Source organism: Petrimonas mucosa, assembly GCF_900095795.1.
Taxonomy (GTDB): domain Bacteria; phylum Bacteroidota; class Bacteroidia; order Bacteroidales; family Dysgonomonadaceae; genus Petrimonas; species Petrimonas mucosa.
Genome location: NZ_LT608328.1, coordinates 3,080,446 through 3,100,411 on the forward strand (window position 1 = coordinate 3,080,446; position 19,966 = coordinate 3,100,411).

Genomic DNA, 19,966 nt, shown 5'->3' on the forward strand with positions numbered 1-19,966 from the left:
GATAGCACGCTGAATTCTTAAGCGTGCTATCGTTATAAAAACCGACAATATGAAAATAAACAAACTTTTATTTTTCCTTTTAGCCTGTTGCTTGTCTGCTTGCACAGTTCCGTCCAGAAAGGAAACCAAGGCCGAGAAACAGGGGTGGAGACTTTCCATGCAATCCTATACCTTTCATTTATTCACAGCGGTTGAAGCTTTGGACAAAACGCAACAACTGGGATTACATTACATCGAAATTTATCCGGGACAAAAGATGGGAGAAGGTTTCGGAGATGCTATTTTTGGCTATGATCTAACTCCCGAACAACAAGAACAACTGAAAGAAGTGGCAAAGTCGAAAGATATAAAAATTGTATCGTCCGGCGTTTGGACTTCTTCACGCGAAGAGTGGGAGAAAGTGTTTTCTTTTGCCAAAAACATGGAGATGGAATTTATAAGTGCAGAACCCTCTCGCGAGGATTGGGACGTTGTAGAAAACCTTGCGGGGAAATATGGCATAAAATTAGCTGCACATAACCATCCCAACGAAAACTCCTATTGGAAACCGGAGATTTTGTTGGATTATATCGGCAACCGGGGGACTTTGCTAGGATCAAGCGCTGATGTAGGTCATTTCAAGCGAATGGGAATCGATCCGGTACCGGCACTACAACAACTCCAGGGGAGACTAATCGCAATGCATTTCAAGGATATCGCTCCGCAAGGTGAAGGGAAACAGTTGGAAGATGTAGTCTGGGGAACGGGTATTTTGAATGTGAAAGGAATACTGGAAGAGTTAAAACAACAAGATTTCAAAGGGTATTTCACTATTGAATACGAAGCTAACTGGGAAAATAACCTGCCCGAAATCAAACAATCGATTGATTACTTCAATCAGACTACCGAAGAGATATTATAAACTTTTATGATTATCCGCAGTTATTCCTAAAGAATTTAGCGGGAAAAAGTTATAAATAAGTTTCAAAAATACTTGCACAATTCACTGATATTCATTATATTTACATCGCTAGCGATATAAAGATTCAAGCTATGAATATCCTGGATTTTGCTATAAATTACCCCGATGAGGAATCCTGTCGGAAAAAATTCAAAGAACAAAGAGACCAAATGGGAGTAACCTGTCGTCATTGTAATTGTAAAGAACATTATTGGCTGGAAAACAAGCAGGCCTATGAATGCAAGCGTTGTCGCGCACGCCAAACCTTGCGTTCAGGCACCGTCATGCAGCACTCCAACCTGCCCTACCGTTACTGGTTCGTGGCCATGCACCTGCTCACGGCGACCAAGGGCTCCTTTTCCGCTGCGGAGCTGCAGCGCCAGCTGGGACACAAGCGTTACCAGCCCATATGGGAAATGGTCAATAAACTGCGTGACGTGATGGGCAAACGCGATGATGAGTACACCCTCGAGGGAGCCATCGAGTTGGACGACGCCTTCTTTTCCACCGAAATATCCCTTGAAGAGAGGGACAAACCGTTGAAGCGCGGCCGCGGGAGCCAAAAAAAGACCAAAGTGCTGGTAATGGCTGAAAGCAAAACCGTTGAAAACCCCAAACCGGGTAAGAAACCCAAGAAGGTTAGATACCTGAAAATGAAAGTGATCAGTAACTTGAAGTCCGGTACAATTACAAGGAATGTCAAAGAGCACGTTGAAAGCACGGCGGATCTGACCACCGATGACTCAACATCTTACACTAAATTGAAAGAGCATGTTCATTCACATACGGCATCTGTTATTCCACACGAGGATCTTTCCAAGGTGCTGCCCTGGGTGCATACCGCGATCAGCAATGCCAAACGACAGCTCCTGGGCGTGTATTACAAGATAAAACCAGAATACTTGCAATATTACCTCAACCAGTTCTGTTATAAATTCAACAGGCGTTACTTCGGGGAAAACCAGTTTGACAGGCTGTTGATAGCCGCCGTATCGTGTGCGCCTGATTTCAAATCAAGAATTTACAATAGGAACTATTGCGGATAATCATATAAACTTTTCTTCTTTCTTAGACCCGTCGATACAACATCAATAATTCGACGGGGTCTTTCCTACCCAATCCTTCCCCAATCGTAGCGGTTTCCGCCCAAACGGCTGAGCTGTTGTTTCAACACCAAATGTTCCGGTTGGGACAGCTTAGGGTCCTGGGAGATGATGTTTTCCGCAACCTCGCGGGCGCGGAACAGGATGGCGTTATCCCGTACCAGGTCGGCTATTTTAAGGTTGAAGGGGATACCGCTTTGCTGCGTGCCTTCCAGGTCGCCCGGACCGCGTAGTTTCAGGTCGGCTTCGGCGATAACGAATCCGTCGTTGCTCTCGGTCATGATCTCCATCCGCTTACGGGTATCGGCAGAGAGCTCGTAAGGCGTAAGCATTCGGTGATGCCCGTATTTGATTCTATGATTTCTTGGTCTAAGAAAGTGGACTTTCAAAAACCTCCAAAACATTCGGAGTCGATGTGGAGTTTTTAGGAGTTTCTCCTGGAGTAGTTACCCGGGAGCAGTTCTGCAAGATCTCTGGTGTAGTCTTCGTCATAGTCGTGTATATGGCTCAGCACATACACCATCCAGTCGCGGAAGTTCACATCGGCAGCCTTGCAGCACCCCAGCAACGAGTACATGACTGCAGCATCCTCGGCAGCGTCATGGTTACCGCAAAAAAGGTAATTCTTTCTTCCCAGGGCCAGGCCTCTCAGGCTGTTTTCGGCGAGATTATTGTCAATGCGGTATCTGCCATCCAGGTGGTAACGTGTCAAACGGTGGTAGATGTCATAAGTGTACTTTATCGCCTTTCCTATCGGGCTCTTGGGCAGAACCTTTTCATATTCACGAACCAACCACTTTTCAAAGGCAACCATGATCGGGTAAGCGAGGCTTTCCCTGAGCTTGGCCCTATCCTCATAGGAGAGGTTTTTGTCATCAGCCTCCCTTTCCACCTCGTAGAGAAGGCCGATCTGTTCAAGCGCATACTCAGCACGGGATTTGTCATTTTTCAACGACTCTGTAAACTTCCTTCTGGCGTGGGCCCAACATCCCAGGGGAAGTACACCTTTTTTCTGCTCGTACATTTTGTACACGGCATACCCGTCTGTCTGCATGGCACCACGGAAGTCATTCAACAAGGACAAGGCAACATTCTGAGCCCTTGAGCCATGGTCATAATGGAAGAAGAGCTGTGAGTCCATGACAGAACGCACCATCCACATGTATCCATTGACGGTTTTATGCTTCTCGTTATTGATCACGGGCACGGTTGTCTCATCCACCTGGATGTAATCGGTGGCAAGAACCAGTTCCTTGAGTCGATAGTAAAGCGGTCTTAGTAAATCGGCCGTATCTTTGAACCAATCATTGACCGTGGGTGGTGGCAGATTGGCGCCCAGCTGTTTCATCATCTGTATCTGGCGGTAAAAAGGCAGGTGATTCACGTACTTGTTTATCATCAGCTCCGCCAAAAGGGATGCTCCGGCATAGCTGCGTGCGATAGGCTGGTATTTTGTCGGAAGTGATGCCGTTACAATGAGAGAAGACTTCTCTTCAGACTCCCGTGATGGCTTGCTTTTTAAAACATATTTATGACGGACAATCTTCCTGACATAGCATTTCCCGGGTTCATACTCCAGCACCTCGGTGACCTCCGGTTCTAACTCGGTCCAGGCATCCATGTTGTCGTTTATTTCATCGGGATAAAGGTGCTCCTCAATGCGGGGGAAGTCTTCAGATAAAGGCTTGCGAACCGGTTTTTGTTTCACCCGCTCCTTCACGCGTCTTTCCCTGAAGGTCTCTATCTCTGCCCTGGCTGCCTCTACAAGCTCTATTTCCCCGGGCAACAGGTCAAAGCCGTCAAAGTCGATACGTCGCTGCTGCGGATCTTCCTGGATGTAGCGCTCGCTGGATTTACCCCATATGCGGCGCCTGAGATAAGCTACCTGCTTTTCCAGGTCGACGATCTTAGTATCTTTCTCGGATATGGTTTTCTCGTAAGAGGATTTTAATGCATCAACATCCGTGCGATCTTCCAGTTTACCCCTCAGGAGCATGTTCTCCTGATATAAATGGTCGCATTTCTCCAAAAGGAGTTCGAGAAGTTCGTTCGGATTTTCCTTGTTTTCTTGCATCTTTTTCTGTCAGATAACGAGAGTAAAGATACAAAAAAGGGGCAATATATGCAAGAGAAAAAGTGACTAAAATCGTCTGTTTATGCGCTTTTCCAACGTTTTTTATAGTGACATTTTTCAGCGTCAATACCCTGTACCATCAACATTAGTTTTTGCCAGGAAAAGGGGTGGATTTTGCCTTTTTCATCAAGCGGGGGCAGTGCAAAATTGCCTTTCTCAAGTTTCATATAGTAGATCACCAGTCCGCCGTGCTCCATATGTAATGCTTTCATACTCGTGCAATGACGGTTCAGAAAAATGAACACGTCACCGCTGCGTACATCCTGTCCCATCCCCTCAGTGACCAGTCCGCTTAAAGTGTAGAACCCTTTTCGCATGTCCGTTGGAAAAGGATAAAGCCAGTAACGCATCGAGGCGTTCAGATTGAACATGGCTTATTGGGTCAGGAGGATTAATGAACGCAGCTGTGTTGGATCAGTCCCCTTTGGAACACGCACTTTTACTCCATTGGGATAGACTATTTCGAGAACATTTCCCGGGGTGGGGTCAACATGCACCGGAATCGGTTGATGATGGACAACTTCTTTGGTTGCCGGTGATGGATTGGAGCCGGTAAAGACGATCGGAACGAAACCGGACTCTCGCCCAGTCCTGTAGTTATGCTCTCGCAATCTCTTTTGCCAGTAATAAAACTTGGATTCCACTATCGACTCGTTCCGGCAGAACTCTTTTATCCGAAGCCCGCTGGCCTGGTAACGATCAAAAATCTCCTCAAACTGATTTAATGTCCACATATTTTTTTTGTGGGCAAATATAGCAAGGATCAAAAGTTAAATAGGACGGGGTTTACCGAATGCTTACCGTAAGGCGTGATCAGCACACAGTACGACTGGTCGGCGCCACGTCCCACCCTGCCCCGCAACTGGTGAAGCTGCGACAAGCCGAAACGTTGTGCGCTTTCGATTACCATTACCGAAGCGTTCGGCACATTGACTCCCACCTCAATAACGGTGGTGGACACCATGATTTGTGCTTCGTTGGCCACAAACCGCTGCATCACCTCCTCTTTCTCCGCAGGTTTCATGCGTCCGTGCATTTTACAGACGGTAAATTCGGGAAAAGCTTCCCGGATATGGACAAACCCCTCTTCCAGGTTTTTCAGGTCCAGCGTCTCACTTTCCTCGATCAGGGGATAGACGATATAAGCCTGCCTTCCGGCTTTTACCTGTTCGCGGATAAACTGATAAAGCGCTCCCCGCTTCTTGTCGTACCGGTGCAGTGTCTGCACGGGTTTTCTTCCGGGGGGCAATTCATCAATCACGGAGACATCCAGATCGCCGTAAACCGTCATGGCGAGCGTACGGGGGATGGGGGTGGCCGTCATCACCAAAACGTGTGGAGGATGCTCGTTCTTCGACCAAAGTTTCGCACGCTGCGCCACGCCAAAACGATGTTGTTCGTCGATAACCACAAATCCCAGGTTGTTGAATTGCACCACATCTTCAATAAGGGCGTGGGTACCGATAAGGATGTGTATGTCTCCCGACAACAATCCGGCATGGATGTCTGCACGTTCTTTTTTCCGGGTCGAGCCCGTCAGCAACGCCACATTCACATCCATGTCCGACAGCAGCCCGCGGAAAGTCTCGAAGTGCTGTGACGCCAAAATTTCAGTAGGGGCCATCAGGCAGGACTGGAAACCGTTATCCATCGCAATCAGCATGCACATGACCGCCACCAACGTTTTCCCGCTACCTACATCCCCTTGCAAAAGACGGTTCATCTGCTTGCCCGACGCCGTATCCTTGCGGATCTCTTTGATTACCCGTTTTTGCGCGTTGGTCAGTTCAAACGGCAGGTGTTTCTCGTAAAACAAATTCAGGTACTTCCCCACCCTTTTAAAAACAAAGCCGTTGAGTTTGTCTTTCCGGTCGGCAGCATACCGGACGATGTTAAGCTGGATAAAAAACAACTCCTCAAATTTCAACCTGAACTCGGCGTCCCGCAGCAATACGGGATTCCTGGGGAAATGAATGTTCTCGACAGCGTCGTGGAACGACATGAGATGAGCCGTTTTCACCACATCGGCAGAGAGGGATTCCGGAAGCCTGCCGTTAATCATTCCAAACGCATTTTCGATGATTTTCTGAACGGCTTTCGAATTCAGGTAATGGTTTTTCATCTTCTCCGTGGTGTTGTACATCGCCATGAGGCCATCGGGCCGGTCGGCTTCGCTCAAATAGGGATCAATATCGGGGTGGGCTATGTTCCAACGGTTGTTGAAAAGCGTGGGTTTGCCGAAAATGATATACTCCTGATTGGCCTTGTACTTATTTTCCACAAACCGGATACCCTGAAACCACACCAGATCGATAAAGCCCGTACCATCGGTAAAATGCGCCACAAGCCGTTTTTTCCGTCCTTCACCGAACATTTCGAAAGCCGTTATTTTCCCTTTGAGCTGGATGTACGGCATACTACCGTCGATTTCGTGCACGTAATACATCCGGCTCCGGTCGATATACCGGTAAGGATAATAGCGTAGCAAATCGCCCAGCGTGAAAACGTCGAGTTCCTTATTTAAGATCCCCGCCCGTTTGGGGCCCACACCCGGAACAAATTTTATGTCGGTCTGAAGGATCATCTATTGCAATTCTACCACGCGAACAACGGGAATTGCTTCATAGTAGCATTCACCTTTTCACGAACCGATGCTATTGTCTTGTCGTTTTCCACGTCGGCAAGCACCGTGTCGATCATTTCCACAATATCACCCATCAGCGATTCTTTCGCTCCACGGGTCGTGATTGCCGGTGTTCCAAAACGCAATCCGGAGGTCTGGAACGGGCTGCGGCTATCGAACGGGACCATGTTTTTGTTGGTCGTGATATCGGCTTCCACAAGCACTTTCTCCGCCACTTTTCCGGTCAGCGCAGGGAACTTCGTCCGCAAATCCACCAAAACAATGTGGTTGTCCGTACCTCCCGACACTACTTTGTAACCTTTATCCGCAAATGCCTGGGCCATAACGGCTGCATTCCTTTTCACCTGTGCCTGGTAGGTTTTGAACTCGGGATCCAACGCTTCGCCAAACGACACGGCTTTGGAAGCAATGACGTGTTCCAGCGGACCTCCCTGCATTCCCGGAAAAACGGCCGAATCCAACAGTGCCGACATCATTTTCACTTCTCCCTTCGGCGTTTTTAACCCCCACGGGTTCTCGAAATCCTGTCCCATTAAAATAATGCCTCCGCGCGGGCCGCGAAGCGTTTTGTGGGTAGTAGAGGTTACTATGTGCGCATATTTTAACGGGTTGTCCAGCAATCCGGCGGCGATCAGTCCGGCAGGATGCGCCATATCCACCATGAACAGGGCCTTGATTTCATCGGCGATTTTGCGGATACGGGCATAATCCCATTCACGCGAATAGGCTGATGCTCCGGCGATGATCAGTTTTGGGCGTTCGGCACGCGCAACCGATTCCAATTGGTCGTAATCCACTTGCTGATTGTCCTCCCGGACGTTGTATTCCAGTGCCTGAAACATCAAACCGGAAAAGTTTACCGGTGAACCGTGTGAAAGGTGTCCACCGTGCGAAAGGTTGAGTCCGAGGAACTTGTCTCCCGCTTTCAGGCAAGCCAGAAAAACGGCTGCATTTGCCTGTGCACCCGAGTGCGGTTGCACATTGGCCCACTCGGCATTGAACAACTTCTTCAGGCGGTCGATAGCCAATTGCTCACCTAAATCCACCACCTCGCAACCGCCGTAGTAACGCCTGCCCGGATAACCTTCGGCATACTTGTTGGTAAGGACGGACCCCATTGCCTGCATCACCTGATCACTTACGAAGTTCTCCGAAGCGATAAGTTCTATTCCCTTTAACTGACGTAATTTTTCCTGTTCGATAATTTCGAAAATCTGTGTGTCTCGTTTCATCTATGAGTCCGCTCTGAAAACCTCTTTTTCTCAAATTGCTGAAAAAAGCGATTTCGCCGGACAGTTTTGATTGTTCTTGTTGAAAATAAACTTGTTTACAATAATATACATATTGAAACATAAATTAGATATATACCGGGGCGTTTTTTGCCCCGAAAGTGCTCTTTGACATGTTCGCGTCGTGTAATTTACTATCCTGACGAAGTTTATCCACAACGAGCGGGAGTAAGCCCATAGCTTGTGCTTGGCAAGTGTCCTGTAACGGCTCTTGTCATCCGGGTAATGGTAGCCAAGCTGGAAGATGGTTGCCTCGACATTATTCCTGAGGCAGGATTCCCCCGGGGGGATATCCTTTAGTTTCCGTCGCAAGTCGGCAACCCTGAGGTTGTCCTCGTCGAAGTAGCGGTATTTCCTTTCACCGGTCTTGATACTCCATTTCCTTTTCGTCTTGTCTCCCCGGGGTTTTACCGGGTACGATTGTACTAATTCCCCCGTCTTGTTATCTGTCACTATCAGGTTGTTATCGTCGTCTTCATCCGGGCGGATGTCATATCTCGGCATCGCTCCCTGTATGGCGGTGATCACCATGTCGATGCCGCTTTCATCGCCTTGGCAGTACTCCCGGTTCTCGGCACTGTTGTAAGCCCCGTCGGCATGCACCTTCTCGATCTCGCCGGTTATTACTTCCCGTGTCTGTTCCAGGGCTTGCTGAAAGAAACCGTTGTCCGGGGCTGAAACCTCCTTTACCCGCGTGTCGGTGATCAGGTTCAACGCCGCCTCTTGACCGTCACGTTCCTGATCGCATGTCTCGGTGATGTTCACCGAGTACCCCTTGACCTTGTTGCCGTCCTTGTCGCGGTAGTGGCAGTCGGTGTCGTGGGGCGACTGGATGGACTTGGCGCTCACCTTTTCCTTCTCGAGCGGGAGGACGACCTTTTCCCGGCTGACGGTGTATTGCTGCTCGAAGACCGCTTTAAGGGTCCCGTACTGTCCATAGTCATGCTTCTTGAAGAGGTTGATAAACAGGTACATTAGTTTGCCCAACTCCAAGAAACGGGCGTCCACCTCCTCCTTCGTGCTGCGGTAGACCACCTTGTTTCCCGTTTCGCCCCGGATGCTCTCGATAAGGGAGAACATCTCTTTGGAAAGGCTTCTTTTGAAGATATGCTCCTCTCTTTCAGCGATGAACAGGCGAAGGGTCTCGTGGATCAACTCGTACCGGGAGTACCAGGCGATGTTGCTGCCGACCAGCTTGCTGTCCATGCGCACCCGCTTGCCTTCCACGTTGAACTCGAGGGCCTGGTCGCGGGTGATTCGCGACTGGCACTCCTTGAACAGGTCCACGCCGTGTTCCTTCTCGTGTTCAACCAGGTTACGGCGGAAAAGGTAATAGGTGGACGGGACCGGCTCGGCGTCCTCGAGGGACATGAGTCCCAGCGCGCTTCGAGTCAAAAGGTTGTACCCGCATTCGGAAAACAGCTGCCTGTCGCTCCATCCCTGGCCCTCCTTCAGGATCATCATCCCGACCAGTACGCGTATCGAAGCGTTGGGCGCGCCGTTACCCTCGGAATAGAGCACGCTGAATATATTCTCGTCAACGCGCATCACGACCTCTTTGCGAAACAGGTTATGCCAGGAGCCATCTTTCAGGTATTCCTTCTTCTTGGAGCCCCTGAAGTACTCCGTTGGCGATGAAAACAGGTCTAATTGACTATGGGAATCTGATTTCTTAAACATGTTGTAACGAGTTTAAATACACCGCTAAGATAATGAATAATAATTACATACGCGAATATTTCAAGGAGATTTTTCAGGGTGAAAATCACCCGGTGAATAAAAGGTTATGAACAGGAAAAATTATAAACTAAAATTATCCCTCCGACTTTTCGGAGCGGACTCAATAATTAAAAACGCACAAAGATATGAATAAACGATCTATTGGGGGGAAAGACCCTCTCAATAATTTAAAAAATTGTTTGAAAATCATGAGGATAACACTATTTTTCTTGTTTTTCTGTATCTTGTTTTCCTCGGCATCAAACAGTTATTCTCAAGGATTCAACATCAAGTCCTCTACAATTTCGATAAAGGAGGTCTGTAGGGAGATTGAAAAAAAGAGTGACTACATTTTTGTTTTTTCGGATAACTGTGAGAAGTTGGTTGAGAAGAAGGTAAACATCGAGGTCAGTTCAAAAGATGTGACGGAACTGCTGGACGCTCTCTTCTCAAATACAACACTCGACTATCGCATCCTGGATAAACAGATTGTCGTGTATGAATCAGAAGAGAAAAGAGCCCTCATCGAGAGACCGGAAGATATCAGACAACAGCAAAACATCATCCGGGGCAAGGTGGTTGATGAACTGGGAGATCCATTGCCCGGGGTCACGATTACAATTGTAGGAACCACAAAAGGTGTAATAACCGATAATGATGGAACCTACTCCATCGAAGCCAGGCCGACCGACAAGCTGGTCTTTGCCTTCTTGGGGATGGAGAGCCAGATTGTAGATGTTTTGAATCAGACTGTGATCAATGTCCAGATGAGTGAAAAAAAGATGGAACTGGAGGAGGTGACTGTCGTTGCATTCGGAAAACAGAAGAAAGAGAGCGTAATCGGGGCTATCACTACCGTGAACCCGAAAGATTTAAAAACTCCGACAAGCAACCTCACCACGGTACTTGCTGGCAATATGGCCGGCGTAATTGCCTATCAGCGAAGCGGTGAACCCGGTCAGGACAATGCCGACTTCTTCGTACGCGGTATAACCACTTTCGGAACCAATACCAACCCGCTGATTTTGATCGATGGCGTTGAGCTCACCTCAACCGATCTTGCCCGGCTTCGTCCCGACGACATTCAAAGTTTCTCCATACTGAAGGATGCAACGGCAACCGCCCTGTACGGGGCACGCGGCGCAAATGGGGTTATTCTGGTTACTACAAAACAGGGGGTTGAAGGACCTGCAAAGATCTCGTTCCGTTTCGAGAATTCCGTCTCGGCTCCAACCCAGACTATAGAGTTTGCCGACCCGGTCACCTACATGAAAATGCATAACGAAGCGATCCTCACGCGCGATCCGCTGGGAACGATCCTCTATTCACAGGAGAAGATCGAAATGACCGAAGCTGGCAAATATCCGCTCATCTATCCTGCTAACGACTGGAAAGAGATGTTGTTCAAGGATTATACCATGAACCAGCGCATGAATCTGAACGTCAGCGGTGGAGGCGGTGTCGCCCGTTACTACGTTGCCGGCTCGTACAACCGTGACAATGGTATCCTGAAGGTGGACAAGCGCAACAACTTCAACAACAATATTGCGATCAACAACTTCGACCTGCGTTCAAACGTCAACATCAACATCATGCCTACGACGGAACTGATTGTCCGTTTGAGTGCAAACTTTGAAGAGTACAAAGGTCCGTTGCGTGGTGAAACAGACATGTATAACCTGATGGCACACTCCAATCCGGTACTGTTTCCTGCTTACTACCCAACCGACAATGATTTCAAATATTCCAACCACATTCTCTTCGGCAACTACAACAACAGCAAGATCAACCCTTATGCAGAAATGGTACGGGGTTACAAGGAGAAATCGCGTTCACAGATTCTGGCGCAGCTGGAATTGAAACAGGAGCTGGATTTCATTACCAAGGGGTTATCCGCAAGAGCAATGATGAATGTCAGTCGCCTCTCTCAATTCGGGGTGAACAGGTCATACAATCCCTTCTACTATGAGATCAGTACCTATAACAGGCTGAACGGTGATTACAAACTGTTCGAGACCCAAATCGGCACCGAGTATCTGGCATATTATGAATTGAACGATGACAGGAAACAGAACTCCACCTTCTATTTTGAAGGGAGTCTCAATTACAACCGTGAGTTCGGGAAACACAGCATCAGTAACCTGCTGGTATTCCAGGCACGGGAAACCCTGAATGCCAATGAAGGGTCCCTTCAACTCTCTCTTCCATCCAGGAACCTCGGACTGTCGGGTCGTGCAACCTATTCATATGACTCTCGCTATTTTGCAGAATTCAACTTCGGGTATAACGGAAGCGAACGTTTTGACAAGAATAACCGATTTGGCTTCTTCCCGTCGGCAGGTGCCGCCTGGCTTATCTCAAACGAAGGGTTCTGGGTAGACTTGAAACCTGTCGTCAACAACTTGAAACTGCGCTACTCCTACGGGCTGATCGGTAATGACCAGATCGGTACTGCCTATGACCGTTTCTTCTACCTCTCCGAAGTGAACATGAACGACGGTGGAAGAGGTGCCACATTTGGTCAGGAGTACAACACGAGATACAATGGCATTACCATCAATCGCTACGCCAACCCCTATATCTCCTGGGAAAAATCGTACAAGCAGAACTTTGCCCTCGAGTTGGGATTATGGAACGAGCTGAGTCTTGTTACCGAGTATTTTACCGAAAGAAGGTCGAATATCCTGATGACCCGTTCCAGTATTCCAACCACTATGGGACTTACCGCAACCCCAAGGGCAAACGTGGGGGAAGCGTCAGGCAAGGGCGTGGACATGATGCTGGAATACCAGAAGAGCTGGAACAAGGACTTCTGGACGTCGGCTCGTGCAAATTTCACCTATGCCACCAGCCAGTACGACATATATGAAGAACCGGAGTACAAGGAACCCTGGCGGTCGCGTGTAGGCCTGTCGCTGAATCAGGTAACAGGCTATATTGCAGAACGGCTCTTTGTAGATGATGAAGAAGCAGCCAGTTCGCCACCTCAATACATTGGCACATCCCAATATGGTGGTGGAGATATCAAATATCTGGATGTTAACCGGGACGGCAAAATCACCGAGGCCGACAGGGTACCCATCGGATATCCCACAGTTCCGGAGATCGTTTACGGGTTCGGAATATCTGTAGGATTTAAAGGATTCGATTTCTCCACATTCTTCCAGGGTGCGGGCCGGCAATCGTTCTGGATCGATGCAGCCAATACGGCCCCTTTCATCAACGATGCCCAGATTCTCAAGGCATATGCCAACAGTTACTGGTCTGAAGAGAATCAGGATGTGTATGCCCTCTGGCCAAGATTGAGCACGACACTGATCTCAAACAACACCGCGACAAGTACCTGGTTTATGCGCAACGCCGCTTTCTTGAGACTCAAGCAGCTTGAGTTCGGTTATACCATCCCCAAACGGGTGACCGACAAGGTCGGAATGAACAACCTCCGATTCTACGTCAGCGGAACCAACCTTTTGCTATTCAGCAAGTTCAAGATGTGGGATGTGGAGATGGCCGGCAATGGTCTGGGCTATCCCATTCAGAGGGTAATTAACTTCGGTTTAAACTTAACTTTTAATTGAGGATTAGCAATATGAAAAAACATATCGTTCTTCTATTTGTCGCAATAATGACGCTGTCTACCTGCAGCGATTGGCTGGATGTTGTACCCGACGGTGTTGCCACCCTGGATATGGCATTCAATTCAAGAACACAGGCGCTGAAATATCTGGCAACCTGCTACTCCTACATGCCGAAAAACGGTGGGTCCGCCGACCCTGCGACGCTGGGAGGAGATGATATCTGGACCCGAAAGACGACCCACTTCTCCAACCGGTTCTCGCTTGCCGGTCTCGATATAAGTGAAGGGAACCAGAATGCGACCAACCCCGTGCTTCCTAGATGGAACAACATGTACCAGGCGCTGCGCGTCTGCAACACATTCCTGGAGAATGTCGACAAGGTCCCCGATCTACAGGCCTGGGAACGGGAACAATGGACCGCAGAGGCCAAGGTATTGAAAGCCTATTACCACTTCAGCCTGGTGCAGATGTATGGTCCGGTTCCATTGATCCGTGAAAACATGCCGGTAGATGCAGATGTCTACGCGGTCAAGGTGGAACGTGATCCGGTGGATGAGTGTTTTGACTATATCGTGGAGTTGCTGGATGAAGCCACCGAGGGGGATATGCTCCCCACATTCGTGCTTGACCCGGCAAGCGACTACGGACGCATTACCAAACCGATAGCTCTTTCGCTAAAGGCTAAAGTACTGGTAACTGCTGCAAGTCCCCTGTTCAATGGCAACAACGATCAGGCCACCTTGAAAAACCATGATGGCACACCGCTCTTCGATACGACATTCAAACCGGAGAAATGGGAAGCGGCAATGAAGGCCTGCAAGGAGGCCATCGATATCTGTCACGAGGCAGGGATGATGCTCTACAAATATGAGGATGCAGCTAAAAGATACAACGATACTACGGTATTGAATATCACTCTCCGCAATGCATTCAATCTCAGGTCAAACAGCGAGATAATCTGGGCAAACACGCAAATGATCTCGATTCCGACCAGCGGAGGGATGATTCATGCTTCCATGCCAAAACTGAATCCGGACTATATCAACAGTAACGACATCTGTAAATGGCTCGGCATGCCGATCAAAATTGCCGAGATGTTCTACACGGAGAATGGTGTTCCATTGGATGAGGACAAGAACAGAAACATCGGGGATCTTTACAACCTGAGAACGGCCACATCCAAGGATAGGCTTTACATAAGGCAGGGGCGAACCACCGTGGACATGCATTTCGACCGTGAACCTCGATTCTATGCCTGGGTGGGCTTTGATGGAGGAGTCTGGTTCGGTGCCGGACAGTACAACGATAAGGATCCATCCTCATTGCGGTACCTTGCATTCAAGATCGGTGAAACAGACGGTACCGAAGGGCAGGGGAACTGGACTGGCTATATACCAAAAAAATACATCCCCTACGAAGCCCAGCTGAATGCAATCAATAATATATCATCACCCAGCTATGCATGGCCCATCATGCGGCTGAGCGACCTCTACCTGCTATATGCCGAAGCTATCAATGAAGCCGAAGGCCCTGCTGGTGCAAACAGTGCCGACCTGTTCCACTACATCGACCTGGTTCGTGCCCGGGCGGGGCTGCAGGGAGTGAAGGAGTCGTGGGACAACTATACCAACAATCAGAAGTATACCACGCAGGCAGGAATGCGGGAGATCATTCAAACGGAAAGATTGATCGAGCTTGCGTTCGAAGGCCACCGCTTCTGGGATATCCGCAGGTGGAAAACGGCTCCCAGCGAATACCACACTCCGTTGAAGGGTTGGAACATGATGGTATCAACCATCGACGGTACGGAAGAGGAGGTCAACCGGATGATGTATCAACCGCAGCTTCTTGCAGAGCAGAAGTTCGGTATCCGTGACTATTTCTGGCCTATCAGGACCAGCGATATCGAGGCGAATCCAAACCTGGTACAAAACATTGGATGGTAACTACTAAATTTTCACATCATGAAGAGTAAAATACTATATACCGTAATTTTTCTTGTCTCAGTTATCTGGACCGGTTGCAAGGAAGAGGGGCGCATTGACTTTATCGACATGTCGGCTCCTGCTCCGGGACAGGTAAAAGATGTCGTCGTAATAAACAGACCGGGAGGTGCCGTTTTGAAATACACATTGCCCGAAGACAGAAACCTGCTCTATGTACGTGCTGAATATGAGATTAAGCCGGGTGTGATCAGGGAGACAAAGTCGTCGTTCTACAAGGATTCACTGGTTCTGGAAGGGTTTGGCGTTCCAGATACGTACAATGTCAAGCTCTTCTCTGTAGGCAAAAATGAGAAAGAGTCTGCACCAGTAGTCGTTCAGATTAATCCTACAACAGCTCCAGTGCAACTGGCAACCAAAAGGTTCAGGGATACCTTTGGCGGTGTGGCCATTGACTTCGAAAATCCTGAGAAAGCAAGCCTCGCCATCGTATTGATGGCAGACACGGCCAATCTGGGATACAAGAGCGAATTGATCACCTATTACACCTCCATGCCAAAAGGGACTTTCACCTATCGCGGTGTTGACGGTCTGGATCCGGTGGAGCATGAGTTCTCCATGTATATCAGGGACCGGTGGGGTAACTACTCCGATACCGTAACCGCTACTGTGACACCCTGGTTTGAGGAGTTCATACCCAAAGTAACCTGGAGAGACTACACGCTGCCTGGCGATATTCCTCCGGTAAATGCCAGCTACCCGATTACAAGAATATGGGATGAGGAGTATGGCGTTGACGGCTTCCACGGCATGGAAACCCAGATGCTTCCTCATACGCTGACCTGGGACCTGGGAAGAACCGTCAAATTGAGCCGCCTGAAATATTGGCCAAGGGGTCATGCCGACGACAGATGGAAACGAGGCCATGCAAAGGTATTCGAAATCTGGGGATCCACTTCGCCCAATCCTTCCGGCGAGATGGACGACAGCTGGATACCGCTCGGTCGATTCGAATGTGTGAAGCCATCTGGCCCCGGAACACAAATTACACAGGAAGATATCGCTTTTGCGGATGCCGGGATCGAATTTGAATTTGGCGTCACCGATTTTGCCCCAAATCCATTTACACCGGTCAGGTATATCCGCTTCAGGACCATATCAACCTATGCCAACGCCTCATTTTCTACCGTCCATATCGTGGAATTGAGTTTTTGGGGAGAAATTGTAAATTAACCCACATTGCAGCTAACCGGAGCTAATTCCCTGTATCCCTGCGTATATATTTTTTTCAAGGTTCAATTGGGGGACTACAGATTTTTTCCTGATAAATGGTTTTTCATCGTATCCCAACACCTTATATATGATTCTTACTTTGGATTCAGGGAGTGAACATTTTCTAATCGACACACACTCTTCATCGGTATTTACCATGTGCGTTGTCACCATTTTCTGCGTGTTCATGATCCGGACAATCTCTCTCCACTCATGGGTAATCCCAAATTGTTTCAGTTTGAAACGGATCGTGCTTACCAGCTGGTAGGCCAACAGCCCGAGGTGAAGATGAGCCATTGTCGCCTCATCCGTTTTATGAAACACGGGACGCAGGTTCAGATCAGTCTTCAGGCAACGAAACGTCGACTCTACTTCTCTTATAGTGTTGTAAATCAGCCAGGTGATCTCCTCTCCATGTACCGACAGGGAAGTACGCAAGAAGTATTCCCCATGTCTTGATTCGCTCTTTGCCTCGATTCTCTCCCAGGATATGGATGTGGCATGAATCCCCCTTTCGTCGGGCTCCACATGGATCTGATACAGGCGGTGTACCGAAGGGTATTTTTCCTTTAGCCGGCCGATGCGTTCCCACACCTTTTCAAGCTTTTTGGTGCCTCCTTTCTTTTTCAGGGCTTCGGCTGCCTGGCTCAGTCCACATTCAAAGGCCCGCGTGAAACGGTTTTCCATGGACGCTTCCTTGAGACCCTTGCTATAGCTCTTCACCTTGTAGAAGCTGTCACTTTCGCCATCCACTTCTACCTGACTGATCTCGATGAGCTGGTTGGATTTATCCCGTATTTCCACAGGGGAAAGGCTTGTTGCACGGTATTCTTTGAGTTTACCCCGTGAGACACAGATGTAGTCGAAGGATTCCTCTTTCAATATCTTCAGGTTATCATTCGTGGCGATGCCGGCATCCATGACCACCACCTGCTTTTTATCGGATCTCCCCCTATGGGATTTCATCTTGTCAAGAATATATTGCAGGCTTTCAGGATCAGTCATGTTGCCTTCAAAGATTTGTGACTCCTTCAGGAAACCTTCCGGGTTGACCACCACAGCCAGCACCACCAGTCTGGTATCGTTACGCTTTTCCTTGCTGCGCCCGAACTTAGCTATCCGACTCTCTCGCATGGTTCCCTCAAAATAGGTATTTGTTAAATCATAGATGATAATCTTGTCATCCAAGGAAAAAAGATCGTTCGTGCGGTTAGAAAAATGACGTTCCAAGCCATCCTTCTCACCATAAAGCCGGTGAGCCATCTGGTAAAGCTTATCTTTGGTGATGGCCGAAGGATCAACCCCGGTCAGTTCACAAAGCGCCGAGTTCTCCTTCAACCAACGGCTGGTTTTATACTCCGATGCGGGGTAAACAGCCCGGGCGATGATCTGGGTTAAAGCAAGGGCGATATCTTGTTTCTCCCAGCCGAAAGTCTCTAAATACTCCGGCAGGAGCAATTGGCGGCAAGCTTGAAGACAAAGCCATTCGCCACCAACCTCCCGGATATCACTGTTCGTTGTCCTGTCAATGTACACTTGCTCGATACCAGCCGCCTTCTTCTTTGCCTTTTCTATCTTTTGCGCTTCATGGAGTAGTCCCACGTATTTCGTGCACAGGGCTTCCACCTTGTCATCACGAAGCGATGAGATGATGAATGTTTTGCCCTCGAAGTAAACCTGGTTGATGCGTTGACAGAGAAAGGGAATCTTTTCAGGTGGAAGAACTGATTCCAGGTCACCCAAAGAGAGCAGCGTGCGATTACGGATGAAGCGGCCTTCCCGGTAGCTCTCACACAACCGGTAATGGGTATACTCATGGCCCCCATCCTTTTGCTTTATGCTTGTCTTGAAAAACATACAACGCAAAAGTAATCAAGGGATACGTTTTTTTCAACATCAAATGGGGGACTACATTCGTGTTTTAAAATAAACCGACATTGAATATCAGCCTGATACAAAAATTTATGGTCAGCAAACAGACGTAAAACAAGCGGATTTAACGTAAATAGAGGGTAAGTTTAACTTCTATTTATAATCGTGCTGCAATGTGGGTTAAGAAAAACTAAAGAGTTATGATGAAGAATAATATACTGTTTATCATCTTTATCGTGGTCATTGGGGTATGCACCGGTTGTGACAGTCAGACCGACATCTATGAGAAGTACATCGTCCCCAACGGACTGATATATCCGGGACCTGCACAGAACCCGGTTGCATATCCGGGAAACAAGCGGATAAAGATATCCTGGCTGAGAGGTACTGATCCCAGGGTGCAGACGGCAAGAATATTCTGGAACAATTATACCGACTCGGTAGAGTTTATTGTCCCTGCTGATGTGGATACCGTATCCTATATTATCGACCCGATTGACGAAAATACCTACTCCTTCATGATCCATACCTATGACAACGAAGGCAACAAATCCATACCCATCGAGGTATTGGGAGCAGTCTATGGCGATAATTACAGAAACCTGCTGACTAACCGGTTACTGAAGAGCACCTATTACGATGGGCTGGATTTGAAACTCAACTGGGGAGTGGCAGGCGATACCGAGGTGGAAACCTTGGTGAACTGGGTCGACACAAATGGCGCGCCCCAAAGCATGGAGGTTGATCCGGCTGAAAGCGAGACAGTAGTCCCCAACTTTAACCTGAATGAGCCGTTATCTTACAGCACCATCCACAAACCGGACTCGCTGGCGATCGATATGTTCCAGGCGACACCAAGCGAAAAGATGATCGACCCGGTGATACTGATTCCCAAAAATACCTGGAGAAGCCTGAGTCTGCCAGGCGATATGGGGATGAATGCAAGTTACCCGTTGACGAACCTCTGGGACAACAACACCTCCAACTTTATGCACTCGGTAGACCCGGTGACGCTACCTTGTACTTTTACCTGGGATATGGGGTTAAAGGCGAAACTGAGCAAGATGAGAATCTGGCCGCGGAAAAGCAACGACGACCGCTGGACCAGGGGACATCCGAGACTGTTCGAAATCTACGGATCACTGGAGCCCAACCCTGACGGCAGCCTCGACGACAGCTGGATCCTACTGGGAAGATTTGAATGTGTCCAACCATCCGGCAACGGGATAGCCACACCCTGGCAGCTCCCCACGTCAGAGGACATCGCGTTGTCCGACAACGGGATAGAATTCGAATTTGTACCCAATGATTCGGTAGATCCAAATACAACTGTCCAATATATCCGATTCAGAAGTCTTGAACATTTCAACCCCGCGGCTGCTCCACGCATCCTGCTTGCCGAGATCAGTCTCTGGGGGACCTTGGTGAGATAAGATCAGTCTTGACCTTATCTCTTAACCCGGCAGGTATCA

The 19,966-nt window shown here is 48.6% G+C and carries 13 protein-coding genes and 1 pseudogene; 6 read left to right on the top strand and 8 right to left on the bottom strand.

Annotation, left to right across the window (positions count from 1 at the left end):
• Positions 1-49: 49 nt before the first annotated feature.
• Together ING2E5A_RS12270 and ING2E5A_RS12275 are read left to right on the top strand one after the other, a co-directional pair.
• The gene (locus tag ING2E5A_RS12270) at positions 50-901 is read left to right on the top strand and encodes a sugar phosphate isomerase/epimerase family protein (protein WP_071137648.1); all 852 of its coding nucleotides are present in this window, start codon (positions 50-52) and stop codon (positions 899-901) included.
• Between the two features lie 131 nt (positions 902-1,032).
• The gene (locus ING2E5A_RS12275) at positions 1,033-1,986 is read left to right on the top strand and encodes an IS1595 family transposase (RefSeq protein WP_071137649.1); all 954 of its coding nucleotides are present in this window, start codon (positions 1,033-1,035) and stop codon (positions 1,984-1,986) included.
• Positions 1,987-2,051: 65 nt separating this feature from the next.
• Here ING2E5A_RS12275 and ING2E5A_RS12280 read toward each other — a convergent pair whose 3' ends face one another.
• The 7 genes and pseudogenes from ING2E5A_RS12280 to ING2E5A_RS12310 form a co-directional block, all read right to left on the bottom strand.
• On the bottom strand, positions 2,052-2,375 hold the full coding sequence (locus ING2E5A_RS12280) for a hypothetical protein (protein WP_394332589.1): 324 nt from the start codon (positions 2,373-2,375) through the stop codon (positions 2,052-2,054).
• Between the two features lie 92 nt (positions 2,376-2,467).
• Positions 2,468-4,117: an IS66 family transposase gene (tnpC, locus tag ING2E5A_RS12285; protein WP_071137651.1), complete on the bottom strand. Its 1,650-nt coding sequence runs from the start codon at positions 4,115-4,117 to the stop codon at positions 2,468-2,470.
• An 80-nt stretch (positions 4,118-4,197) separates the two neighbouring features.
• On the bottom strand, positions 4,198-4,548 hold the full coding sequence (gene tnpB, locus ING2E5A_RS12290; protein ID WP_071137652.1) for an IS66 family insertion sequence element accessory protein TnpB: 351 nt from the start codon (positions 4,546-4,548) through the stop codon (positions 4,198-4,200).
• A 3-nt stretch (positions 4,549-4,551) separates the two neighbouring features.
• Entirely contained in the window at positions 4,552-4,911 is a 360-nt protein-coding gene (gene tnpA, locus ING2E5A_RS12295; RefSeq protein ID WP_071137354.1) for an IS66 family insertion sequence element accessory protein TnpA, read from the bottom strand.
• A gap of 68 nt (positions 4,912-4,979) precedes the next feature.
• Positions 4,980-6,761: pseudogene (gene recG / locus ING2E5A_RS12300) on the bottom strand (ATP-dependent DNA helicase RecG); the annotation flags it as partial.
• An 11-nt stretch (positions 6,762-6,772) separates the two neighbouring features.
• Complete coding sequence (gene glyA, locus ING2E5A_RS12305) at positions 6,773-8,053, bottom strand: serine hydroxymethyltransferase (protein ID WP_071137653.1); 1,281 nt, start codon at positions 8,051-8,053, stop codon at positions 6,773-6,775.
• A 30-nt stretch (positions 8,054-8,083) separates the two neighbouring features.
• Complete coding sequence (locus ING2E5A_RS12310) at positions 8,084-9,790, bottom strand: transposase (RefSeq protein ID WP_071137654.1); 1,707 nt, start codon at positions 9,788-9,790, stop codon at positions 8,084-8,086.
• Positions 9,791-9,975: 185 nt separating this feature from the next.
• Between ING2E5A_RS12310 and ING2E5A_RS12315 the strand changes: the two genes are divergently transcribed.
• From ING2E5A_RS12315 to ING2E5A_RS12325, 3 genes are read left to right on the top strand one after another with little or no spacing between them, the layout of a single operon-like run.
• A complete protein-coding gene (locus ING2E5A_RS12315; protein ID WP_083373336.1) occupies positions 9,976-13,407 on the top strand; it encodes a SusC/RagA family TonB-linked outer membrane protein in 3,432 nt (1,143 codons plus the stop codon).
• Between the two features lie 11 nt (positions 13,408-13,418).
• Positions 13,419-15,353, top strand: a complete 1,935-nt coding sequence (locus tag ING2E5A_RS12320; RefSeq protein ID WP_071137655.1) for a RagB/SusD family nutrient uptake outer membrane protein — start codon at positions 13,419-13,421, stop codon at positions 15,351-15,353.
• An 18-nt stretch (positions 15,354-15,371) separates the two neighbouring features.
• Complete coding sequence (locus ING2E5A_RS12325; RefSeq protein WP_071137656.1) at positions 15,372-16,583, top strand: DUF4959 domain-containing protein; 1,212 nt, start codon at positions 15,372-15,374, stop codon at positions 16,581-16,583.
• Positions 16,584-16,595: 12 nt separating this feature from the next.
• Here the strand turns inward: ING2E5A_RS12325 and ING2E5A_RS15765 are convergent, their stop codons facing one another.
• Positions 16,596-18,479: an IS1634 family transposase gene (locus tag ING2E5A_RS15765; protein ID WP_071135763.1), complete on the bottom strand. Its 1,884-nt coding sequence runs from the start codon at positions 18,477-18,479 to the stop codon at positions 16,596-16,598.
• A 215-nt stretch (positions 18,480-18,694) separates the two neighbouring features.
• Between ING2E5A_RS15765 and ING2E5A_RS12335 the strand changes: the two genes are divergently transcribed.
• Positions 18,695-19,927 (top strand): DUF4998 domain-containing protein, encoded by a 1,233-nt coding sequence (locus ING2E5A_RS12335; protein ID WP_071137657.1) that lies wholly within the window; start codon positions 18,695-18,697, stop codon positions 19,925-19,927.
• Positions 19,928-19,966: the final 39 nt, after the last annotated feature.